The 22,433-nt window shown below is 45.9% G+C and carries 15 protein-coding genes; 9 read left to right on the forward strand and 6 right to left on the reverse strand.

Going from position 1 to position 22,433, the window contains the following annotated elements:
• Positions 1-7 precede the first annotated feature (7 nt).
• From AC04NP_RS04850 to AC04NP_RS04885, 8 genes are all read left to right on the forward strand, one after another.
• Positions 8-1,588, forward strand: coding sequence for a RagB/SusD family nutrient uptake outer membrane protein (locus AC04NP_RS04850; protein WP_482858381.1), 1,581 nt, complete (start codon positions 8-10; stop codon positions 1,586-1,588).
• A 391-nt stretch (positions 1,589-1,979) separates the two neighbouring features.
• The gene (locus AC04NP_RS04855; RefSeq protein ID WP_482858382.1) at positions 1,980-5,534 is read left to right on the forward strand and encodes a VCBS repeat-containing protein; all 3,555 of its coding nucleotides are present in this window, start codon (positions 1,980-1,982) and stop codon (positions 5,532-5,534) included.
• A gap of 25 nt (positions 5,535-5,559) precedes the next feature.
• Positions 5,560-5,838 carry a hypothetical protein gene (locus AC04NP_RS04860; protein WP_482858383.1) on the forward strand — a complete coding sequence of 93 codons (279 nt, stop codon included), beginning with the start codon at positions 5,560-5,562 and terminating at the stop codon, positions 5,836-5,838.
• Positions 5,839-6,059: 221 nt separating this feature from the next.
• On the forward strand, positions 6,060-7,493 hold the full coding sequence (locus tag AC04NP_RS04865) for a sugar porter family MFS transporter (RefSeq protein WP_482858384.1): 1,434 nt from the start codon (positions 6,060-6,062) through the stop codon (positions 7,491-7,493).
• On the forward strand, positions 7,477-8,157 hold the full coding sequence (locus tag AC04NP_RS04870) for a tetratricopeptide repeat protein (protein WP_482858385.1): 681 nt from the start codon (positions 7,477-7,479) through the stop codon (positions 8,155-8,157). The genes AC04NP_RS04865 and AC04NP_RS04870 overlap by 17 nt, the downstream gene beginning before the upstream one ends.
• 64 nt (positions 8,158-8,221) lie before the next feature.
• Positions 8,222-9,094, forward strand: coding sequence for an AraC family transcriptional regulator (locus AC04NP_RS04875; RefSeq protein WP_482858386.1), 873 nt, complete (start codon positions 8,222-8,224; stop codon positions 9,092-9,094).
• Between the two features lie 219 nt (positions 9,095-9,313).
• Positions 9,314-12,364: a SusC/RagA family TonB-linked outer membrane protein gene (locus AC04NP_RS04880; protein ID WP_482858387.1), complete on the forward strand. Its 3,051-nt coding sequence runs from the start codon at positions 9,314-9,316 to the stop codon at positions 12,362-12,364.
• A 48-nt stretch (positions 12,365-12,412) separates the two neighbouring features.
• Entirely contained in the window at positions 12,413-13,855 is a 1,443-nt protein-coding gene (locus tag AC04NP_RS04885; RefSeq protein ID WP_482858388.1) for a RagB/SusD family nutrient uptake outer membrane protein, read from the forward strand.
• On the opposite strand, the gene AC04NP_RS04890 is transcribed toward AC04NP_RS04885, so the two are convergent.
• Positions 13,818-14,159 carry a hypothetical protein gene (locus AC04NP_RS04890; protein ID WP_482858389.1) on the reverse strand — a complete coding sequence of 114 codons (342 nt, stop codon included), beginning with the start codon at positions 14,157-14,159 and terminating at the stop codon, positions 13,818-13,820. The genes AC04NP_RS04885 and AC04NP_RS04890 overlap by 38 nt on opposite strands.
• Position 14,160: 1 nt before the next feature.
• On the opposite strand from AC04NP_RS04890, the gene AC04NP_RS04895 reads away from it, so the two are divergent.
• Positions 14,161-14,613, forward strand: a complete 453-nt coding sequence (locus tag AC04NP_RS04895; RefSeq protein WP_482858390.1) for a hypothetical protein — start codon at positions 14,161-14,163, stop codon at positions 14,611-14,613.
• A gap of 200 nt (positions 14,614-14,813) precedes the next feature.
• On the opposite strand, the gene AC04NP_RS04900 is transcribed toward AC04NP_RS04895, so the two are convergent.
• The 5 genes from AC04NP_RS04900 to AC04NP_RS04920 form a co-directional block, all read right to left on the reverse strand.
• The gene (locus AC04NP_RS04900; RefSeq protein ID WP_482858391.1) at positions 14,814-18,107 is read right to left on the reverse strand and encodes a VCBS repeat-containing protein; all 3,294 of its coding nucleotides are present in this window, start codon (positions 18,105-18,107) and stop codon (positions 14,814-14,816) included.
• A 674-nt stretch (positions 18,108-18,781) separates the two neighbouring features.
• Positions 18,782-18,955, reverse strand: a complete 174-nt coding sequence (locus AC04NP_RS04905; RefSeq protein ID WP_482858392.1) for a hypothetical protein — start codon at positions 18,953-18,955, stop codon at positions 18,782-18,784.
• 447 nt (positions 18,956-19,402) lie between these two features.
• The gene (locus AC04NP_RS04910; RefSeq protein ID WP_482858393.1) at positions 19,403-20,293 is read right to left on the reverse strand and encodes a dihydrodipicolinate synthase family protein; all 891 of its coding nucleotides are present in this window, start codon (positions 20,291-20,293) and stop codon (positions 19,403-19,405) included.
• Positions 20,280-21,746: a sodium:solute symporter family transporter gene (locus tag AC04NP_RS04915; RefSeq protein WP_482858394.1), complete on the reverse strand. Its 1,467-nt coding sequence runs from the start codon at positions 21,744-21,746 to the stop codon at positions 20,280-20,282. The genes AC04NP_RS04910 and AC04NP_RS04915 overlap by 14 nt, the downstream gene beginning before the upstream one ends.
• 350 nt (positions 21,747-22,096) lie before the next feature.
• Positions 22,097-22,369 carry a hypothetical protein gene (locus AC04NP_RS04920; protein WP_482858395.1) on the reverse strand — a complete coding sequence of 91 codons (273 nt, stop codon included), beginning with the start codon at positions 22,367-22,369 and terminating at the stop codon, positions 22,097-22,099.
• Positions 22,370-22,433: the final 64 nt, after the last annotated feature.

Here is a 22,433-nt window from a genome sequence, read left to right on the forward strand (position 1 = left end):
GTTCGATATGAAAACGATCATTTATAAATTTTCAAAGCTTCTGTCGGTAATCGGTTTAATGATACCATTGGGATGTGAGGAACTGGACGAAAATCCTGATTTTTTGACCCAGGATAACTTTTTCAGTACTGCCGAACAGTTGGTACTGGGTGTGAATGCCGTGTATGACGGCTTAGGAGAAGGCCGGGATTGGTCCAATCACTTTTACAACAGATATGTGTTCGAGTGCCGGGTCGGGTACCAGGTAGGATGGGAAAAAGGACCTTTGGATTTCCAGAATGGAAATGTCGACCCTGCAGATGTTTACATCGCCACCTACTGGAGGATTTCTTACGAAAACATTAACCGGGCCAATGCTGTTATAGAAAGAGCCGATGAGCTAAAGGAAGCGGGCGAGCCCAACACAGGGCTTTTGGACCGTGTGAAAGCAGAAGCTATGTTTCTGAGGGCATTTTACTACTTTCATCTGGTCAGATACTTCGATAACATTCCTGTTACTGCGGAAAAAACCATCAGTGACCAGGATCTGCTATCGAACGAAAATGGCTTTCGCAATGCCCTTGATCTGATTGAAAGTGATCTCGTAGCTGCTGCCGGTGTGTTACCTGAGGAATATACCGATGCGAATGTTGGAAGTGCCACCAGTTGGGCTGCCAAGGCGCTTTTGGTCAAGGCCTACCTGCAGGATGAAAAATGGATTGAGGCCCGTACTGTTGCGGAGGACATTATGAACAATAGTAATATAGCGCTTTTCGATAATTTCGGTGATAATTATGCTGTTGAAAGTGAAAACTCCGGTGAGCGGATATTCGAAGCGCAGGTTTCTGCCAGTGCCAATGCTGAAGAATTCACCAACCATCACGCCCATTTCGTGCCCGGCGATTTACCGAATGAGGAAGGCGGTGTGGGCTGGCATTGGCTGAACGGCACCCAGGAATTCAGAAAAAGTTATGATGAAAACGACCAACGCATCCCAGCCACCTTTATCAACGAGTATACCACCACGCGTCTGGGAAAGAATTCGGCAGGAGAAATGCCTAAAGTGCGTTGGAGCCCTGATGCTTCCTATGACCTAAGCAGGTTTGGAGGTATGGTGCGCGCCGACGTAGATCCCAACGACACCGGTAACCTCGTCTTTAGTTCTGCATGGGTTTCCAAGTGGGTAGAACCGGTTGATAACTTTAACAATACAGAGAGAAATGTGGTATACCTGAGACTTGCGGACGTATTGCTGGGCCATTCTGAAGCGGCCAATGAAAGTGGCTCCGGAGACCCTTATCTGGGCATTAACATGGTAAGGGAAAGAGCAGGGCTCGATCCGCTTTCCGGATTGAGCCGGTCAGAACTGCGGGATGCTATCGTACAGGAAAGGGTCTGGGAATTTGCTTTTGAGCAGGAGACCTATCCCGAGCTTAAACGGAAGAGTACTTTCGGTGGCGCTCAGGATTACCTGGGAGATTTCATCAACAATTTTATCTCCACATACAACGTCGACAGGCAGCTTTCGCCAAAAGATTATGTACTGCCCATTCCATTGAATGAAATCCTGGGTAACCCGAACGTGACGCAAAATGAACCTTACCGGTAAAAGTATTTGTGCCGCGATAACTTAATTCCAAACCTGACGCAAGCGCCAATGGCTGTTGCAAAACGTTTTGGACAAAATTCTTTGTGTCCCTTTGTGTCTTGGTGCCTCCGTGGTAAAAAATGGTTAACCACAAAGGCACCAAGACACAAAGGGACACAGAGGCTTTCGCGGAGGAGATGAGAATATAGGTGCATGCCTGCGTTGTGCAACAGCCACGGACGCCCGCGCTATGAGGGGTGAGGTTATCTGAATTTGAGGTTCGATCCCATCAATCATGGGAACTTTGTTATAAAGACTTCATTAAATTTGTAAAAAATTAAAGACCTGCCAATCACAGGTCTTTAATTTATACTGTATCTTCGACATTTTTAAAACTTACTCCATCTGTCCCATGTCTAACAAAAATCCGGATTTCCAAGGCTTGCTTCGGGCGACTTTCCCGGTATTGCTTTTTTTCCTTTATGCCTGTGGAGGGCAGGTACAGAATGAAACAGACACACCGTCCAGGTTATTCCGGCTCTTGTCTCCGGATATTACCGGAGTGGATTTTAACAATACCATCGTTGAAAACGATACTTTTAATATGCTGGATTACATCTATGTCTACAATGGCGGAGGTGTTGCGCTGGGTGACATTAATAATGACGGACTTGCCGATATCTATTTCACCGGAAATATGGCAGACGATAAACTCTATCTGAACAAGGGGAATTTGCAATTTGAGGACATCACCGAAAAAAGTGGTATCCGGCATGCCGGATGGGCGACCGGGGTGACGATGGTTGACATCAACCATGACGGTCTTCTCGACATCTATGTTTGCCGTTCAGGGAACTATCCGGCCGGCAGGAGAACCAACTTGTTATACGTCAACAATGGCGACCTCACATTCATGGAAAAAGCCACGGCCTATGGTATCGCCGATACCAGCTACGCTACACAGGCTGCATTTCTGGATTACGACAAGGACGGTGACCTGGACATGTACCTGCTCAACCATACCAATGTCATCAAAAACCCGAATAAAGTACGGCCATTGGTCAAAGATGGAAGCGGCCCTGCCAACGACAGGCTCTATGAAAACCGGATGGATCTGTCTCAGGGCCATCCCGTATTCACGGAGGTAACCAGGCAGGCAGGGATCCTGTATGACGGATTTGGCCTGGGCATTGGGATTGGTGATGTCAATGACGACGGTTGGGATGATATTTTTGTGACCAATGATTTCATCGCCAATGATTATCTGTACATCAATAACCAGGATGGTACTTTTTCAGAAATGGCCCGCGTATATTTCGATTATGTGAGTCACTTTAGTATGGGCAATGACATGGCAGATATCAACAATGATGGCCTGATAGACCTGATTACCCTGGATATGTTACCGCTGGACAACTTTCACCTGAAGAAAATGTCGGGGCCTATGAATTACAACCTATTCGGGTACACATTGGCAGCGGGTTATATGCCCCAGTACATGCGCAATACATTGCAGGTCAATCCGGGCGCTCCCGGCAATAAGCACTTTTCATTTTCGGAAGTGGGTCAGTTGATGGGCGTTCACGCCACGGACTGGAGCTGGGCGCCTTTGTTTGCTGATTTTGACAACGATGGCTGGAAGGATCTTTTTGTGACCAATGGTTACCTCAGAGATATCACCGATCTTGACTTTATCAACTACACCGTATCACTGGGCAGCACCATTCCGCCCGATAGCCTGGACAATATCCTCAGACAAAAGGCCAAGGCCATGCCCTCCATCCGTTTATCTAATTTTATTTTTCAAAACCGGAAAGGGGTTTCCTTTCAAAACGCTGTTGAAAAATGGGGGGTAGATCAACCGTCACTCTCCAACGGCACCGCCTTTGCCGACCTGGACAATGACGGCGACCAGGACATTGTGGTGAACAACATTAATGCTCAGGCTTTCGTTTATGAAAACCTTTCCAATACACTAGGCCGGAATAACTTTTTAAAAGTTCATCTGGCAGGTGACAGTTTGAATCCCTTTGCCATCGGTGCTAAGATTTACCTTTTCTACCAGGGAGGCCGGCAGTCAGCACAGCAGGCTGTAACCCGTGGCTACCAGTCTTCAGTCGATTACACCATACATTTTGGCCTTGGAGAGGCCGACCGGACTGACAGTGTTTACGTGAAATGGCCCGATGGAAAAACGACAGTCCATTATGCCCCGCCTGTCAATCAGGTGCTGACAATCCATAAAAACCAGGCCACTGAAATCCCTTATGGCCAACCCGGCAAACCGGTCACCCAATTGTTTCAGGAGGTCACCGAAAAATATCAACTCGCACATGAGCACCGGGATCCCGAATACAATGACTTTAGCAGGCAATTTCTGCTGCCTCACAAACATTCGAAACAAGGGCCGGGTATTGCCGTAGGAGATGTCAATGGTGACGGCCTCGATGATTTTTTTGTGGGAGGTAGCTATAACCAGGCCGGTCATCTTTTTTACCAGACAGCCAACGGCAGGTTTAAAAAGGTCGCCCTGCCTGGTAATGAAAAGGAAAAATATGAAGAAGATACCGGCGTGTTGTTGTTCGATTATGACAATGACGGCGATCTCGACCTGTACGTGGTCAGTGGAAGTAATGAGTTTTTTCCCGGATCGGACTATTACCGCGACCGGCTGTACAACAACGACGGACATGGTAACTTCACCCTGGACCCGGAAGCGCTACCGGACCTCCGCGTCAGCGGATCATGCGTAAAAGCTGCCGATTTCGATCAGGATGGAGACCTCGATCTGTTTGTAGGGGGAAGGCTGAGTCCGCTGGCCTATCCATTGCCTCCCGACAGCTACCTGCTTGTCAATGAGGCAGGAAAGTTTAAAGACCTGACCCATATACTTGCTCCCTCTTTAAGGCGTGTCGGTATGGTAACAGATGCCCTGTGGACAGATTATGACAATGACCTCGATGCAGACCTTATTGTGGTGGGTGAGTTTATGCCTATACAGTTTTTTAAAAACACAGGAGGCAAATTTGAAAATGTTTCAGGAAAAACAGGACTTACCTATACCGCAGGGTGGTGGAACAGCATGGCCGGTGGTGATTTTGACAATGACGGCGACACGGACTATATCCTGGGAAATTTAGGATTAAATTCCAGGTATAAAGTTTCTCCGCAAAAGCCGGTTACGGTATATGGCAGTGATTATGACAGAAATGGGGCTGTCGATCCAATTATGACTTATTATATCGATCACACAGAGTACCCGGTACATACACGCGATGATCTTATCAGTCAGATACCGTCCATGAAGAAAAAGTTTCCCGATTATGCCAGTTATGCCAGGGCAACCATTTCCGATATATTGTCTCCTGAAGAAAAAAGCAAGGCATACATTGCTAAAGCATTTCATTTTGCCTCCAGCTATCTTGAAAATGAAGGCAACGGCCGCTTCAAGCTCCATACTTTACCGGTGCTGGCACAACGGGCACCGGTATATGGCATTTTGGTGCAGGATTTTGATAAAGACGGGTTTTTAGATGTTCTGCTCTCCGGAAATAGCTTTGCTACAGAGGTGATAACGGGGAGATATGGTGCTTCCCGGGGTGCCTTCCTGCGTGGCGACGGACGTGGTAACTTTCAGCCGATCACCCCGCAGGAAAGTGGCCTGATGATCAATGGTGATGTCAAAGGGGCAGCTACGATAAAAACCGGTCCGGGACTGATACAGGTGTTTACAAGAAATTCAGGAACCATGAAAGCCTACATTTTCGGGGAAATGAATGAAAACAACACTTTTATGGAGGTACCGGATGGAGCCATGAAAGCAAAAATCACCTACACCGACGGCACCGAACGCGTACATGAGTTTTACTTCGGCTCATCGTACCTTTCCCAATCAACACGGACATTACAGCTCACAGGGCGTGAAAAGCAAGTGATATTTTTCAATTATCAGGGGGAAAGCTCTTGAAGTGATATGACACGTAAAAGTCCGGATGATCGCGCGTCATCACCCTAAAAACGACCCCTGGGGTCAACAACATCAACCGGCAAAAACACTTTTGACAGGCAATATATATAGCCTGGTGTTAATTTTTGAGCCAAAAGTCGGTAACGGCAAGGTGATTGTCGCTGGCGTCGACCTTACCAGCCGAATGGACCGGATACCTGAATCCAGCCAGCTTTTTTACAGTTTATCGCAGCATATGGAAAGTGAAGATTTTAATCCGGAAGCGAGGGTGTCAGCCGACGAGTTAAAAAGTATGCTGAGATGAAAGGGTCCGAAAGGCGATCGACATGGTAATATCCATATTTTCATCAATTTGTCTATGGCTTAAAAGACCACAACCTGCTATGTTTAGAATTGTTTATTGACTTTTTAAGCCTGGTTAACCGGGATTTATTCAGAGGTCGAATCAGGTTTTGAAACTTCTGGCCGGCCAGGCTTCTTTACCTGGGCCCGTTGTAAAAAACACGGATGGAATAAACGAATAAAATGAAGGAAAACAAATACAACTTATCTTATGTATTTTCACTGGCCATGGTATCAGCCTTGGGGGGCCTCCTTTTTGGATATGACTGGGTGGTTATAGGAGGCGCCAAACCGTTTTATGAAGTATATTTTGATATAGCCGGCCAGCCTTCCTTGCAGGGATGGGCCATGAGCAGTGCACTTATAGGGTGCATCTTCGGAGCGCTGGTGGCAGGCGCCTTATCCGATAAATACGGCCGTAAAAATCTGCTTATCGTCGCGGCAGGTTTATTCGTGATTTCTGCTTTTGGCACAGGTGATACGAATGATTTTATATGGTTTATCATATACAGAATGATTGGTGGTGCAGGCATAGGGCTTGCATCCACCCTGTCACCCATGTATATTGCCGAAATTTCCCCTTCTGAATTCCGGGGGCGTTTCGTTTCCATTAATCAATTGACCATTGTGATAGGCATTCTGGCCGCCCAGATAGTAAACATCCTGATAGCCGAACCTGTCCCCGGGAATGCTACTCCTGCGGATATAACCGGGTCCTGGAACGGGCAATCCGGGTGGCGGTGGATGTTTTGGGCAGAGCTGGTTCCGGCGGTTTTGTTTTTTATCATGATGTTTATGGTGCCCGAAAGTCCACGGTTTCTGGTAAAGTTGGGTGATCATCGCGGTGCCGTTAAAACCCTGTCAAAAGTAGGAGGAAAAATTTACGCCGACAACGAAATCAACCATATAAAGGCGTCTTTGAGCAACAATTTTGATGATAGAGTAAGCTACAAAGCACTATTTTCGCCAGAAATTGCACCGATTGTTCTTACAGGCTTTGTGCTGGCGGTTTTTCAGCAATGGTGTGGTATCAATGTAATTTTCAATTACGCCCAGGAGGTTTTTCAGGCCGCTGATTACAATATCAATGACATGTACCTGAATATCATTATCACAGGTGGGATCAATCTAATCTTCACCCTTGTAGCCATGCGTTTGGTAGACCGGGTGGGCCGAAGAACCCTGATGTTGTTCGGTTCCATAGGACTTGCACTGATTTACCTGATTCTTGGTTCCCTGTATTATTTCGCCTTCAGCGGTTGGCCGGTTCTGCTGATCGTGGTAATAGCCATCGCTATTTATGCCATGTCCCTCGCACCTGTTACCTGGGTGGTTTTGTCAGAGATTTTCCCAAATCGTGTGAGAGGTGTAGCCATGTCGCTGGCGACATTATCCTTATGGGTGGCCTCCTTTATTCTGACATTTACATTCCCACTGCTAAATGATTTGTTAGGAACGCACGGAAGCTTTTGGATTTATAGCATTATTTGTTTGGGTGGCTTTTTATTCATGCATAAAAAACTTCCGGAAACCAAAAACAGAAGCCTGGAGGAAATAGAAAAGGAGCTTACCCAAAATAAAATTAACAGTGAATTGGTAAATGCCTGCGAAAATTAAAATGGAAAACACACCCACTAAAACGGATCATAAACCGGTAAAAGCCTGGAAGGAAAAGGTTATCATCCCAACCTATGATGTCGGTAAACCTGAAAAGGCGCTGAAGCTGTTGATGCAGCGCCAATTTCATCCGTGGGAAGGAGGTGAGGGCGAAGGTAAATTGCATGGAGTGCAGGAGAACGATATATATTACTGGATGGGCTGTACTTATGAAGGGTTGGGGCGCCCGGAAGCGTCTATCGCCTGCTGGAAAAAAGCAGCCCGGGGATCAGACACGGTCTCTCCTCCAATCTACTATAACGATCACCAGCCCGATAAAATCCTGTATCAGGGACTGGCCCTGCTGAAAATTAAAAAGAAGCGGGAAGCAGAAGCCATATTCCATAAGCTGATCCAATACGGAAAAGAACACATGTACGACGAATTCAAAATCGACTACTTCACTGTTTCCCTTCCGGATTTACGAATATGGGAAGAGGATCTCCATCTGAAAAACAGGATGCACTGTCATTACCTGATAGCGTTGGGAGAATTAGGATTGGGAAATTTTGAAATGGCCATACAAAAATTTGAAGAAGTACTTCACACAGACCGTTATCATACAGGTGCTGTTTTACATAAGTCATTGGCCCAACAAATTCAAAGCCGGCTTCATTACCTTTAATTGTACTGCTTTGTATTGATGCAAACTAAAAAACTTGTATTTTTACAGGCACTATCTTAGCTCTATGTTAAAAAAAAAGGAAGGTTTTGAAGGTCAGGTTCATGTTGTTTTGCCTCGTAATACCATACAGGAAATAAAATCAAATAACCTGATCAACTCCTTATATATCACAGACATAGGGTATTATCCGGATGCCAGGTATCACCACAGAATCAGAAAAAAGGGCGTAGATCAACACATTCTCATTTACAATATTGAAGGAAAAGGATGGATAAAAGTGGGTGGGCTGAAACACAACATAGGGGCTAACTCTTATTTTATCATCCCTCCCCTGATGCCACATCAATATGCTGCCGATGAGGATGAACCATGGACCATCTATTGGGCACATTATAAAGGCAAAAATTCCAAGTTGTACAACAAGCCTGACATGGTCCACCATATCCCGCCAACTCAAAATTCAAGAATTGAAGACCGAATACAACTATTCAACGAAATTATCGCCACTTTGTCCGCTGGCCATAATCGTGAGGATTTGGAATATGCCAATTTATGTTTTTGTCACCTGATGGCTTCTTTTCGCTATATCCATCAATTCCGGACGCTCAATACCTATTCCGATAATGATTTGATAAAAAATGTCATCAAATATCTGAAAGCTAACATTGACCAAAACCTGAAGCTGGAAGATATGGCCAGGCACTTTAACCTTTCAGCCTCCCATTTTTCTAAAAAGTTTAAGCAACGTACCAGATACTCCCCCATCAATTACTTCCTGCACCTTAAAGTGCAACATTCGTGTAAATTGCTCAACCTGACTACCATGCGCATTTCTGAAATTGCAAGGGCAGTAGGTATTGAAGACCAGTTTTACTTCTCACGTTTATTTAAAAAGGTGATGAACCAGTCCCCAAAAGACTACAGGCAGGGTGGTTGACAGGCATAAAGTCGTGTTGGGTACGCGAAACTTTATTAACCTGAGATCAGGACTAACTTAACACAAAGTTGACATTAAAGCGGCGGAAAGTCGGGAAAATTGTACTTTATTTACAGCTTGATAATCACCCGAATTCATATTTTTGTACTTCAAATTACCGATTGGTATACATAATTCTCAATAAAACAAAAACATCCTGTTAATAACTTTTGAATTTTTATGAAAAACCTATTTACTAACCGAATGCAGGCATTGGTATTGATTTTCTACTTCATCACTCCTTTTTCCTACGCACAGGAACGCACAGTTTCCGGTACAGTTACTGATTCAAATGGTGGGCCTTTGCCCGGTGTAAGTATCCTGATAGAAGGTACTTCCCGGGGAACCACCAGTGATGCCGATGGAAATTACAGTCTGGCCGTGCCTGACACCGAAAGTACGCTTATATTTTCCTTTGTTGGCTATACAACTGAAAGAATTGTTGTTGGTAATCAATCGGAAATCAACATTAGTTTAATAGAAGATATAAGCCAGTTGGAGGAACTGGTAGTGGTAGGTTACGGCACCCAACAAAAGCGTGACGTCACCGGGGCCATTTCACAGGTCAAGGGCCAGGACTTTGAAAACCTTCCGGTTGCATCCTCTTCGCAAGCCCTGCAGGGGCGGGCTGCCGGGGTGCAGGTTATAAGAAACGGAGGTGCTCCGGGGAATACGGGTTCAATCCGGATCAGGGGTACCGGAACTATTAATAATGCAGAGCCCCTCATCATCATAGACGGTTTTCCCGGTAGCAGTCTCGACGATGTTAACCCCAATGACATCGAGTCTATGGAGGTACTGAAAGATGCCTCGGCATCTGCTATCTATGGGACAAGAGCGGCCAACGGTGTGATTATTGTCACGACCAAAAGGGGTAAGACCAATGAAAATCTTAAACTGAGTTTAAATGCCTATACCGGCGTTTCCAACGCCATCAAAACCGTGGATGTGTTGGATGCCCCAACCCTGGCACAGCTAAAACGTGAGAGATATGTAAACGATGGTCTTCCTATCGACCCCATTTGGGAAGACCCCCAGTATCAGGTGCAAAGAACCGACTGGCAGGACGAATTGCTCGATCAGGGAATCACCCAAAATATTGATCTCAACCTGCGAGGTGGCGGAGAAAGTTCCTCATTTAATATGTCGCTGGGCTATTTTAATGAAGAAGGAATGATGAAAAACTCATTTTTCGAACGCTTCAGCCTCAGGCTAAATTCAGATCACAAAATAAACAAACGTCTCAATATTGGCCAGAGTTTACAACTTACCAGCAGAAAGGGAAATTTTTTGAATACCAACTCTGCGCAAACCGGTTTGCTGTGGAGTGCCATCCGTTTTCATCCCGGCCTCCCGGTTATTGATGCCGATGGTAATTACGGTTCTGCACAGGTGAGCGGTGAGTTTGGAGATATTAACAACCCGATTTTTACCGTAGATACAGAAGATGATCAGGAAACAAGACACCGCATTCTGGGGACTTTGTATGCGGAGCTGGAAATAATCAAAGACTTAAAACTTCGTGCAAATTTTGGAATAGACGGTGAAATCTTCGACCGTGATAACTTCGAAATCATCATTAATGACCAGATAAGGGCAAGGGACCGCAATTCCCTAATCCGTTCTTACAGGGAGACTTATTCATTGCTTGCCGAATATTTTCTTTCTTATCAAAAGACCTTTGCTGAAAAGCATACGGCAGGAATTGTTGGCGGTTATGCCGCACAAACTTTTGATGAAGAGTCTTTTTTAGCCAGGCGCCGGGACTTTCCCGATGAGGCTGCTTTGCAAAGATACCTGGATGCCGGGAATACCATCGATAATGCCGAAGGAAACCGTACTTACGACGGGCTGGAATCCTGGTTTGCAAGAGCCAATTACGAATATGACAATCGCTACCTGCTTACCCTTACTTTCCGGGCCGATGGCTCATCACGTTTCGATGATGGTAACAAGTGGGGTTACTTTCCCTCATTTTCTGCCGGCTGGAGGATTTCCGAAGAGTCGTTCTGGAACGTAGGGTTAATCAGCGACCTGAAGCTGGTCGGCGGCTGGGGCGAACTGGGTAACCAGAATGTCGACCGCAACCAGTTTCTGGCTTTGATTGCTACCGGAGAAAGATATTCTTTCGGCGGGGAACAGACAGTTGGCGCTGCGCAATCCCGTATCCCTAACCCTAACATCACCTGGGAAACCGTGCAAATGACCAACTTCGGCGTAGAGATAGGATTCCTGCAAAACCAGGTACTGGCTGATATTAACTATTTTATCAAGGACACCAAAGACATGTTGCTGCCTGTGCCCGTTATCGGTTCACAAGGTCAGGCTTCGGTGCCGGACAGGAATTTTGGCGAGATGCGGAACCAGGGCCTGGAGATGGAGCTTAGTTACCGGGGTAACAAGGGGGATCTTAGCTATCGAATCAGTGGCAATGCTTCGATAATCAGGAATGAGGTAACCCGACTTAATGCCCCTTTCCTGGAAACCAGGCGATATGGCCGCCCTAATGAGGAAATTGCGCGGGTTTTTCCCAATGAACCACTTTCGCCATTTTACGGATGGGTAGCCGATGGCATTTACCAAAACACCAATGAGATAAGCGCCGACCCATCTATCGCGAATGATCCCCGAAATGAAGCAGGGTTGATACAACCAGGTGACGTACGTTTTGTAGATCTGAATGGCGACGGCTTGATTGATGAAAATGACCGCACCATCATTGGCGATCCCAATCCGGAATTAGTGTATGGCCTCAATGCAGGAGTCAACTACAAAGGTTTTGATCTCAATCTGTTTTTTCTTGGATCTGCCGGCCACGAAATTTTTAACGCCGACCGTATGCAGGGCATCGACCCTTCCTATCCTTTCAACATGTATGCCGAAACAACCGGGCGGTGGACAGGTGAAGGTACCAGTAACACCATACCCAGGATGACCACGCGTCGCGATAACCTGAACCACCGCAGCTCTACCCTGTTTATTGAAAACGGCGGGTTTTTCAGATTGAAAAATGTGACGTTAGGTTATACCATCCCATCTGAGCTAACGAGTCGCATTGGGATTTCAAGAGCCAGATTCTATGTAACCGGACAGAATGTATTCACCATCACCGACTACTCCGGCATGGACCCCGAATTAGGCTACGTGGATAATAACCTGCAGTTAAACGTCGATTATGCACAATACCCTCAGGCACGTACCTGGACATTGGGAACGACCATTGATTTTTAAGCATCATTTACACCAACACAAGACTTCGAAATAATAATGACCATAAAAATGAAGAAACTAATTTTAACCGCATCTACCATTTGCCTGGTAACATTTTCGATTATTTCATGCAAAGATGATTTACTGGAGTCCCCTCCCTTCGGCCAGTTCACCTCGGCTACCTTCTGGCAATCGGGAGAAGATGTAGTGGCTGCCACCAATGCCATCTACGAGCCTCTCAGAGACCACGACTTCTACGGCCATGCAGAACACACCTTTTCTATCGTCGAAGACGACCAATGGCGTGCAGGCGACCATGGTGAAGACCAGGCGATAGAAGAACTCACGTTCGATCCATCCAACGCCCAGCTTGCTGCCGGATGGCGCGAGAAATATGAGGTTATCTCCCGTGCCAACGCGGTGCTGCTCAATGCGCCTGAGGTCGAAATGGACGCTTCACTGAAAGACAGGTCCTTGGGTGAGGCCTATTTTCTGCGAGGTTTTTCCTACTGGCGGCTGCATCTTATCTATGGAAGTACTGCCATCATCCTGGAAGAAGACGTTTTAGCAGGAGAATATAACAAGCCCAAAGCTACCATTGAGGAGATGCAACGTCAGATTGAGTCCGATCTGCAAATGGCCACACAACTATTGCCGCAAAGTCATTCCGCTGCCGATCTTGGCAGGGTTCACAGCGGTACGGCCTGGGGCCTGTTATGCAAACTCTACATGTATATGGATAGGTTAAATGACGCCATCACAGCAGGTGATAACGTTATTAACGGTCCGTACCCATTAGCGGAAAACTATGCAGATAACTTCAGGATCGAAACAGAAAATAACCCTGAAATGCTATTTGCCGTGCAAGGGCTGGATGCCTGGGCAGGCACAGCACACCGGATTTATACCACGCCCAGGCCCTGGGGTGGGTGGGATTTCCACGCACCTACCCAAAACCTCGTCGACGAATTTGAGCAGGATGACCCGCGTAGAGATGCCACGTTGTTTCTGCCCGGAGAAATGGTCGATCTGGGTGGTGACCGCGGCCTTACCGAATACACTACAGAACTTTCGCAAACAGGCTATCATTTTCAGAAATTTGCCTCATGGCGTTCGGCAGGTGGTCTTGACGAAGGACAAAACGTTCCCATTTTGCGGGCCGCCGATGTCTATCTGCTGGTAGCCGAGGCAAAAATAAGATCCGGGCAAAATGGTGATACTGAACTCAACGCAGTCCGAACCAGGGCTGGCCTGGCGCCTGTGACTAATGCTACAATGGATGATATCATTCATGAAAGAAGGGTGGAACTCGCCGGGGAAAATCAACGCCACTTTGACCTGATGCGATGGGATAAGGCAGGCATTGTGGATATTGTTTCGATTTATGGGGAAGACAGGGGACAATTTGACCCGCCGAGAAGCTTTGACAGAAACAAACACTATTATTTCGCCATTCCTCAGAGGGAAATTGACGTCAGCAATGGTGTCCTTGAACAAAATCCAGGTTATTGATGGCGTACGCGCTATGTACGCCTGCAACAGAAGACTGTAGATTTAATGCTTCGGGGCTGTCCAATAAGTTTGATTTGGCTATGAAATGAAGAGTTTTGTTTGGCTCAACGTTCATGATACCCCCTGCCTCCCTCAAGGAAGGAGTAAGTTTTGAATGCTCCTCAAAGGGGGCGTTATGCTCCGATGCGAGGGAACTTCTCCCTTGAGGGGCAGGGGGTGTTCTCATCGCTAAAAGCAAATAAAATTGGGTGGCAAGTCGAAACACAATACTTATTGAACAGCCCTTCGTTATTAAAGGAAACATAATGATGAGAACTTTAATACTGCTTTGTTTGACGGCATTTGGCTTGTTGGCTTGTGAAAGCAAAAAGCCTCATAACCTGATTGTCGGGGCCTGGAAAATAGACTCTACTTATACTTATTACAACGGTTTTGACTTCACCCGAAGGGCATCGGACCGCAATTGGGCTACCTACGTGTATGAAAAAGATGGCATGATGAAGGAATTAAAAACGGGCCATTTCCGGCAATACTTTTTTGAGCTGCCTTCAAAAGACACACTCGTTGTCAGCGCTGCCCAAGGGGGTGAAAATGCCAAATTCAATATTCTGCACATCGACGAGCATCAAATGACCCTGAAAAAATCAAGAAAACCTGTATTCCCGGGTGGCAAACAGGAACGTTACGAAATAAGGTATTTTTCCAGAATTCCCCTGCCGGCAGACAGCCTTACACTTTTCGCCGATCCTCGCGATTAAGTATCTCGCTTACAAAGTAGGTGCCCTCTGTGTCTCTTTGTGCCTTGGTGCCTTGGTGGTTAACCATTTTTCACCACGGAGGCACCAAGGCACAAAGAGACACAAAGAATTTTGTCGGAAACGTTGTGCAACAGCCACGGGATGCTTGCGCCACCCGGTTGACAGTGCCGGTCATACTATGGCGTATAGTAAAGTGGTTATTAATACCGGAAACATTTCAACGGCCCGTTGCTCTGTGCTGCCATTATTAAAGGTTTTCCATCGACCCCCATAAGCCTGATCAAAGTCCGCCCCTCACCAGGCACAAAAAAACCGGATTGCTGCAACGATACCGGATCAAAATTCCCCAGCCCGTCTCCCAAAAGTAAAAGGCCGTTAAAAGCATCGTATTGGCCGTCAAAAGGATTGGAGGCTGACGAATTACCGGTTAACAATATATCGGGGCGTTGATCAAAGTTGAAATCACCGGCCAATATAGCATATACCGGGGCCATTTGTGCAGCCAATGGCAATGGATGCACCCTGAACTTACCACCGCCCAGGTTTTCAATCCAACTGCTGGTAAACAGGTGAACATCTATGGGATTGACCGGCAAATCAGGAAAAAAATCCTCCCAATTTGCATTAGCATAACTTTCATAATCCGGAAATCTTTTTCTTAAAGGAAATATCCAGGTAAGCATATCATCTCTGAAATGTACAGGCACCTGCCTGTCCTGAAGGTAATGAACCATAATAGGATCCGGTTTTTCATTTTTGTCATAGTCAGAGACAAAAAGGGATACAGGTTTATCAGCGCTTGTTTTGTAGTGGGTATTCAAACCCAGGTTTCCGGCAATGAGGTCGGGGTCTCCATCTTTGTCAAGATCACCGACAGCCAGGTCATTCCACCATCCAATGGTTTGCGATAAGCCGGTCTCCCTGGTTTTGTTGACCAACCTGCCTTTTTCATTCTTAAATAAGGATAATGGCAGCCATTCACCCGCTACAAAAAGATCAGGCCAACCATCCTGATCTACGTCTGTCCATGTGGCTGCTGTAATCATGCCATATCTGACAAGTCCAGGGGCTTTTTGGGTGGTAACGTCCACAAAGTTTCCGGCCTGGTTTTCCAGCAAAAAACTCTGAGGTGCCTCCGGATACCGGCCGGGTACAATGCGACCTCCTACAAACAGATCGGGATCTCCATCTTTATCATAATCTTCCGCCGTAACACACGAAGTGCTGACATTAATTACCGGTAGCGCGCAGGGATCATAAATAAAATCGCCCTTCCCATTGTTCCGGAAAAGTTTGTCCCGGTAACTTTCAGCACCCGACGCAAATTCGCTTCCACCATGGCATATATACAGATCCAGGTCACCATCCATATCGGCATCAAATAGCAGGCATCCGGTATTTTCCTGCGAGTCGGTAACGCCGGCAATATTTTCGGACTTAAAATTTCCATCAGGCATTTGAATAAAAACCCGACCTTTTTGCCCGGAAGCTCCTCCAATATAAAAGTCATCTAATCCGTCCCCGTTTACATCTCCTGCGCTCATGCCAGGACCCTCCTGGGAATGTTTATGGGGTAGCAGAGGCATCTCATTAAAGTCAGCATGATGGGCTTCTTGATGGACATAGGTAACCCCTTTTCCCGGTTGAAAAATCTGAGTATATCGAAGGTTGGGGAGGGGCGACGCTTTGCCGGATTCCTGATAGACCGTAAGCAACTGATCCCGGGCAGGGTTATGAATGGTTTGCAAACGGCTGTCAGGCCATTGAATTACTATCGAATCTATTGGCTCTTTGCTGCCCAGACCAAAATGGACGACAGGCTCGACACTTGACCGATATCCTCGGGAGGGATAGTGTTCGTAATATTGTCGTGTCGAATCACAGAATAACCATACTTTCGTGCCGATTGCCCCCAGGTTTTCAGGTGTTCCTTTCAAATCTATTCTCAGGTAGTGATTTTCCGGATGCTGCTGTGAGTGGTTTTCATAAATAAATACCTTGTCATAAGAATTGTTGGTGATATAATCCAAATCCCCGTCATTATCCAAATCAGCCACTGCCGCACCATGTGAGAACGAAGGCTGTGTAAATCCCCAGGCGGTTGACCGGTCCTTGAAGGTAAGATCTCCCTGATTCTGAAAAATAAAGTTGGGCAGGTAGGCGCCTTTAATGGTGTTTACCTCCTTGATCAGTTGCATCAACACACGCTCATTATACCCGGCTTTCATCATTTTATCCGCCTTATAGGAGGCAAAATCCATGTTTGTGATATCCCTTGGGTAGCCGTTGGTAATGATCAGATCTTTCAGGCCGTCATTATCCATATCCATAAGCAAAGGGCTCCAGCTCCAGTCCGTGCTGTGCATACCTGCCAGCAGACCTATTTCACTGAAAACTGTCAAACCACCGGGCACTTTACCCCGGTTAAGCTGAAGGGTATTCCGCATATATTGCGGAAAGTATCCATTTAACAGCTCGGAGCGAAACCTGTTATAGTTGTATGAACCAATCATTAGCTTACGGCGTGTGTGATCGGGGGGTAGCATATCCAAAGCCACAATGTCGAGCAGGCCGTCATTGTTAAAATCTGCCATGTCACAGCCCATAGAAGAATAACTGGTATGTTTGAAATATGCCTCGGCCTGATCGGTGAATGTCCCGTCACCGTTGTTGATATAGAGCAGGTCGTTTGAAAGGTAGTCATTGGAAACGTAAATGTCCGGCCAGTTATCCTGATTAATATCCCCTACGGCCACCCCCAGTCCGTAACCTTCCTTAAGGATTCCGGCTTCGGCGGAAACATCGGTGAATTTTCCGTGGTCGTTTCTGTAGAGCCGGTCGGTGTTGACCATTTCACCGTTGACTCTTTTGGGGCGGATAATGTTGGGGCCCAAGTCATCGGTTGTGTTATTGAGCAGATAGACATCCAGGTCACCGTCCATGTCATAATCGAGAAACGCTACGTGGGTTGTATGCGCATCATCATCCAGGCCATAAAAATTTGCCTGCTCGGTAAAAGTCAGGTCGCCGTTGTTAATGTATAACCTGTTTTTTCTCCTGGCTGCCTCATATGGCCCTGAGAAACACAGGTATAAATCCAGCAGGCCGTCGTTGTTGATGTCTACCATAGAAACGCCTGTTCCCCATTGGCCCGAAGTGTGGATGCCCGCCTGGTCAGTAATATCTTCAAAACTAAAATTTCCCTTGTTTAAATATAACTTACCAGGCACCATGTTGCCTGAGAAATAAATATCCGGCAAACCATCCTGATTGATATCACCAACCGCCACCCCGGCACCGTTGTACATGTATTCATAGGTAATAATGTTGAGGTCGGTTGTTTCATATAGTTTATTGGAAAAATGTATGCCTGTCGTTTCCGGAGAACGAAGCTCGAACAATGGTTTGCCATGCATTTTTTCATGGGAACCGGTGGTGCATTCGACTGAAGAAAAAATAATCAGGAGTGAAAAAAAATGAGTCCACGATTTCATATAATAAATTTCTTGGAGTGTATAGTATGGCTCAAAGCCATGCTATGGCTGCCAATATCGATAAATGATGTATCCAAAAACATCTTGCCTAAGCGTCTTGCAGCTTTTTCGCAATGGTTCCCGCACAAACTCTTCGTGTCTTGGTGCCTCGGTGGTGCGCTTTTTTAACCACGAAGGCACGGAGGCACAAAGAGTCACTAAGTTTCTTGTTATCCCCTGGCACAATCCTCTCGTGGGTGTTGCACAACTTAAACATGTGCCTCTATTTTTATTTACAGGCAAAAACGGCTGTGTCTCTTTGTGCCTTAGTGCCTCCGTGGTGAACAAGGGTTAACCACAAAGTTCCCCAAGGTCAGACAATTGACCAAACATCTAACAAAAACAACTAATTCATAAATATATGATATTCAACAATTTACAAATTACTTATATAGTAGTTTCCCAACAGCGTTGCTCCCATCTGCAGAAAATAACAGAACTTTAGTTATATGAGAGGCACCAAGACACCAAGAATTTTGTCGAAAACGTTGTGCAATACCCACGAAATGCTTGTGCCAGAGCATAGCACGGAATTTTCAACATAATTCGCTTGTAATAACCGTCGCTAATGTACTGAAATTTAACAAAATGCTGTATTAAGTAATTGTTAAGACTGGAAATGTTTTGGGGTGAAGCTAAAGCGCATGTTCTATGGCCTTTCTCAGGGCTTTGCACAGAGCAACGATAGTATGATGGTACTTCTTAATCCGCTCATGTGCATCTTTTTGAAGGTTATGCTTTTGTTGTTCATTCAGATGCCTTGCTGCAAGCTCCCTGTCCAGCCCGGTATTTTCCAGTAAGATACTCAAATCTGTCTCATGTTTTTGCAAAAACGAATGATGTTCCGCAATCGATTTTTCATGATGGTCTGTGGCTTCGAGGTGTTTCTCAGCCGCACTCGCAATGACGATTAGGTCCTCTTTGAGCTAGTTCAACTCCTTCTTCCAGAACTTCAGATCTTCCTGCCACATCCTGATCTCCGATTCCCATACCGTATGATCCTGATGCATACTTAGTTGTGTTATCGATTTGTTTTCACGCATGTCCGTATCTTTTTGGTTTAAATATGACACTTTTGGGAAAAAAACAGGATGACTGAAATCACTCGAAAATGTGATTTGAGACTATGTTTATGTTTAATACTTTTGATGAAATGCGGGGCTTCGATCACTACAAAATGGCATATAGCAACCGGTCAATGACCACGGATTAAATCAGGGTACCTTTTCGCTAACGATATGAACATCGGTATAAGATCATTGATTAATCCCGATTTCTAATAAGATGGACGCAATTTTTTTGATTTCGGCTTTTGTGAGGTTTAGCCAGGAGTCTTTCATGGGAAAGGTACTTCTGCCGAGGATGGCCGTGGCCGCTTTAATAGCGGGAACGCCTTTTCCGGTTTCGGTGATAATTCGATACAATCGGTTGAGTTCTTTCTGATGAAACCACATAGTCTCATAATCTTTTTGCAGAAAGGCCTTATAAAGCGCCACGTGATCCTCGATGCTGACATTCCCAAGCCCGGTCACAACTGATGCCGAGCCAGCCAGCAAGGAAGAGGCATGCAGCAGGTCATCACCCTGCATCCAGCAAAATTCATCTGACGAATGGCTTTCGGTTCCCTGCACAAATGATAAAAAATCACCCGAACTGTCTTTTACACCAATAATATTCTCCAGCTCCGCAAGTTTTATCAAAGTCTCAAGATGTAGCGGATTATTAGTCATCTGAGGGAAATTGTATAACACCAAAGGGATGGAACTGGCAGCGGCAATTTCTTTAAAATGAATATAGATCATATCCTGATCCCCCGGGTAATACAATGGAGGGACTGCCACGACATAGTCGGGCCCGAGGATCTGCATCCTTTCAAGATCTTTTATCACCTGGTGAGTGGTGGGCCGGATACAACACGCATAAAGGTCCACCGCTCCTTTTGTAATCTCCTTGATACAACTCAGGGTTTCACATTTTTCCTCAATAGTCAATAGCAGGCCTTCTCCGGTCGAACCGTTGACAAACAGCCCGTCCAGCCCTCCATTCATCAGAAATAACGTTTGCTTTTCCAATAATGAAATATCTATTCTTCCATCACTTTTGAAGGGTGTAAGAATTGCATTTACGACGCCTCTAGGTATGTTCATTTTCATGATTGTTTGAATTAAATAATCCGGATGACCAATGGATCAGCAATGCGGATATCAGTAGCGTCAGGGTTCCGAAAAATCCGGCCAGTATTTTTTGAGGTTGCGTTAAGCTTTCATTAAAAGTAATCCAGGATATGGCTATCATGCTTAAAATTACGGCCGGTACTGCTGCGGCATTACCAATTTTTTTTGAGAAAATTCCCAACAGGAACAACCCCAAAATTCCTCCACCGAATATGCCGGATATCTGCCATGAAATATCCAAAGCCGTTTTCACAGACATCATGGAAATGGCTGTCATAGTGCCTGTGATACCAAATATAATGGTGACGATTCTGAGATACATGACGATCTGTTTATCCGTCAAACGGCTTTTTGAAAAACGTTTGGTAAAATCTTCGACCGTTATTGTTGCCACACAGTTAATGCTGGAACTCAGACTGCTCATAGCTGCCGCAAAAAGGGCGGCAATCAACAATCCCCGGACACCATCGGGAAGTTCAGTCACGATGAAATACGGAAAGACCGCATCGGCCTTTTCGGGCAGAGCGGGATCAGGGTAAACCTGGTAAAACACAAACAGGCCTGTGCCAATCATAAAGAATAACAGGGTTAAAGGGACATAGGCCAACGCACCCAGCCATACCGATTTAGCCGCCTCCTTGTCTGACTTTGTGGCCACATAGCGCTGAATGTAGGTTTGGTCTACGCCAAAGTTTCTGAGGTTCTCGGTAATTCCGAAAACCATCACCAGCCAAAATGAGGAATTTGTAAAGTCAAACGCAAATGTTCCCAGGCTCATCTTGTCATACTGACCCGCAATACTGAATAACTGCGAAGGCCCTTCCGGCACTGAAGTCAGCAATATCATTCCACATAAAACAGCCCCTCCAAAAAGCACGAATACCTGGGTGACGTCAGTCCAGATGACCGCCTCGATGCCGCCGACAAATGTGTAGCCGGTAGTAAAAATACCGGTGACCACGATAAGTGTTACCATGTCCCAACCCAGCAGATGGTGAAGTGGCAGGCAAAGCAGGTAAAGTATCACCCCCACCCTGCCGATCTGATACATAATAAAACTAACTCCTCCATACAACCTGCCCCAATAGCCAAAACGGTCTTCAAGAAACTCATAGGCTGAAATAATACCGAGCTTTCGGTAAAAAGGCAGAAATACACCAACTGCCACAAAGGCAACCATAACCACGGTAATACTGAAAACATAGGCATTCCAGTTACTGTCATAGGCCTTGCCCGCATAGGCGATGAAGGAAACGCTGCTCAACAAGGTGCCTACGATCGATAAACCTACCGAAAATCCTGACATAGACCTCCCACCTACCATGAAGCCTTCCGGGGTTTTGGCCTTTTTGGAAAAATAAAAACCTATCCCCAGCACCGCCAGGATATAAAGCACTAATACAATGACATCAAAAGTCTGAAACATATTTACCACTCCCCTTTTTGCACGAACTTGTCCTTGGTGGCCTTTTTGAACCGGGCTGAAGCCTCATTAAGGTTTTTTAAAAATTCCGCGGCAGTTTGCCCTTGCGGTTTTCTGGCTACATCTATCATGGTGTTACATTCATGATGCTATTACTAGGTGAATTAGAACCTTCTGTTAAACCTAAATCCTATCAGTTAATACGCACTTCAGCAGCATTTGTACTACGCATTCCATTAAATATGTCCTTCAATAGTCATATCGGTCAATTTTTTCTCCATATTTTAGCCTGGGTTTCCCCGCCGTTGATCAGGTAAAGTAACGGTAATGGTCTGTCTGCCCCTTCTTCAAACTCAGGCCTGGCGGCCCAGGGCGTTACCGACAACACATTGGCCATATCCATCCAGTATTGCATCCGGGCCCGTTTCAGGCCCCAGGTCATATGAAAGTGATTGGCGGGCGCGTAATGTTTGTACTCCGTCATCGTAGCATATTTGGGCATCACAAAAGTGTGTGGCCACCATATCGGCTTGTTGTTCTCCGTCTACCAGCACATCGGCGTATACGACCGGTACCTGGGTTTTGCCAGGTGTGATCACCTTACCCGCGATCTGGTTGGCAGCCATTTGCACGATGTTACCAGCCCTGATTCTCGACTACTGGTCAATTCTCGGGTCACCGGTGGCAAAT

It is taken from the genome of Agaribacillus sp. DX54 (assembly GCF_056858335.1).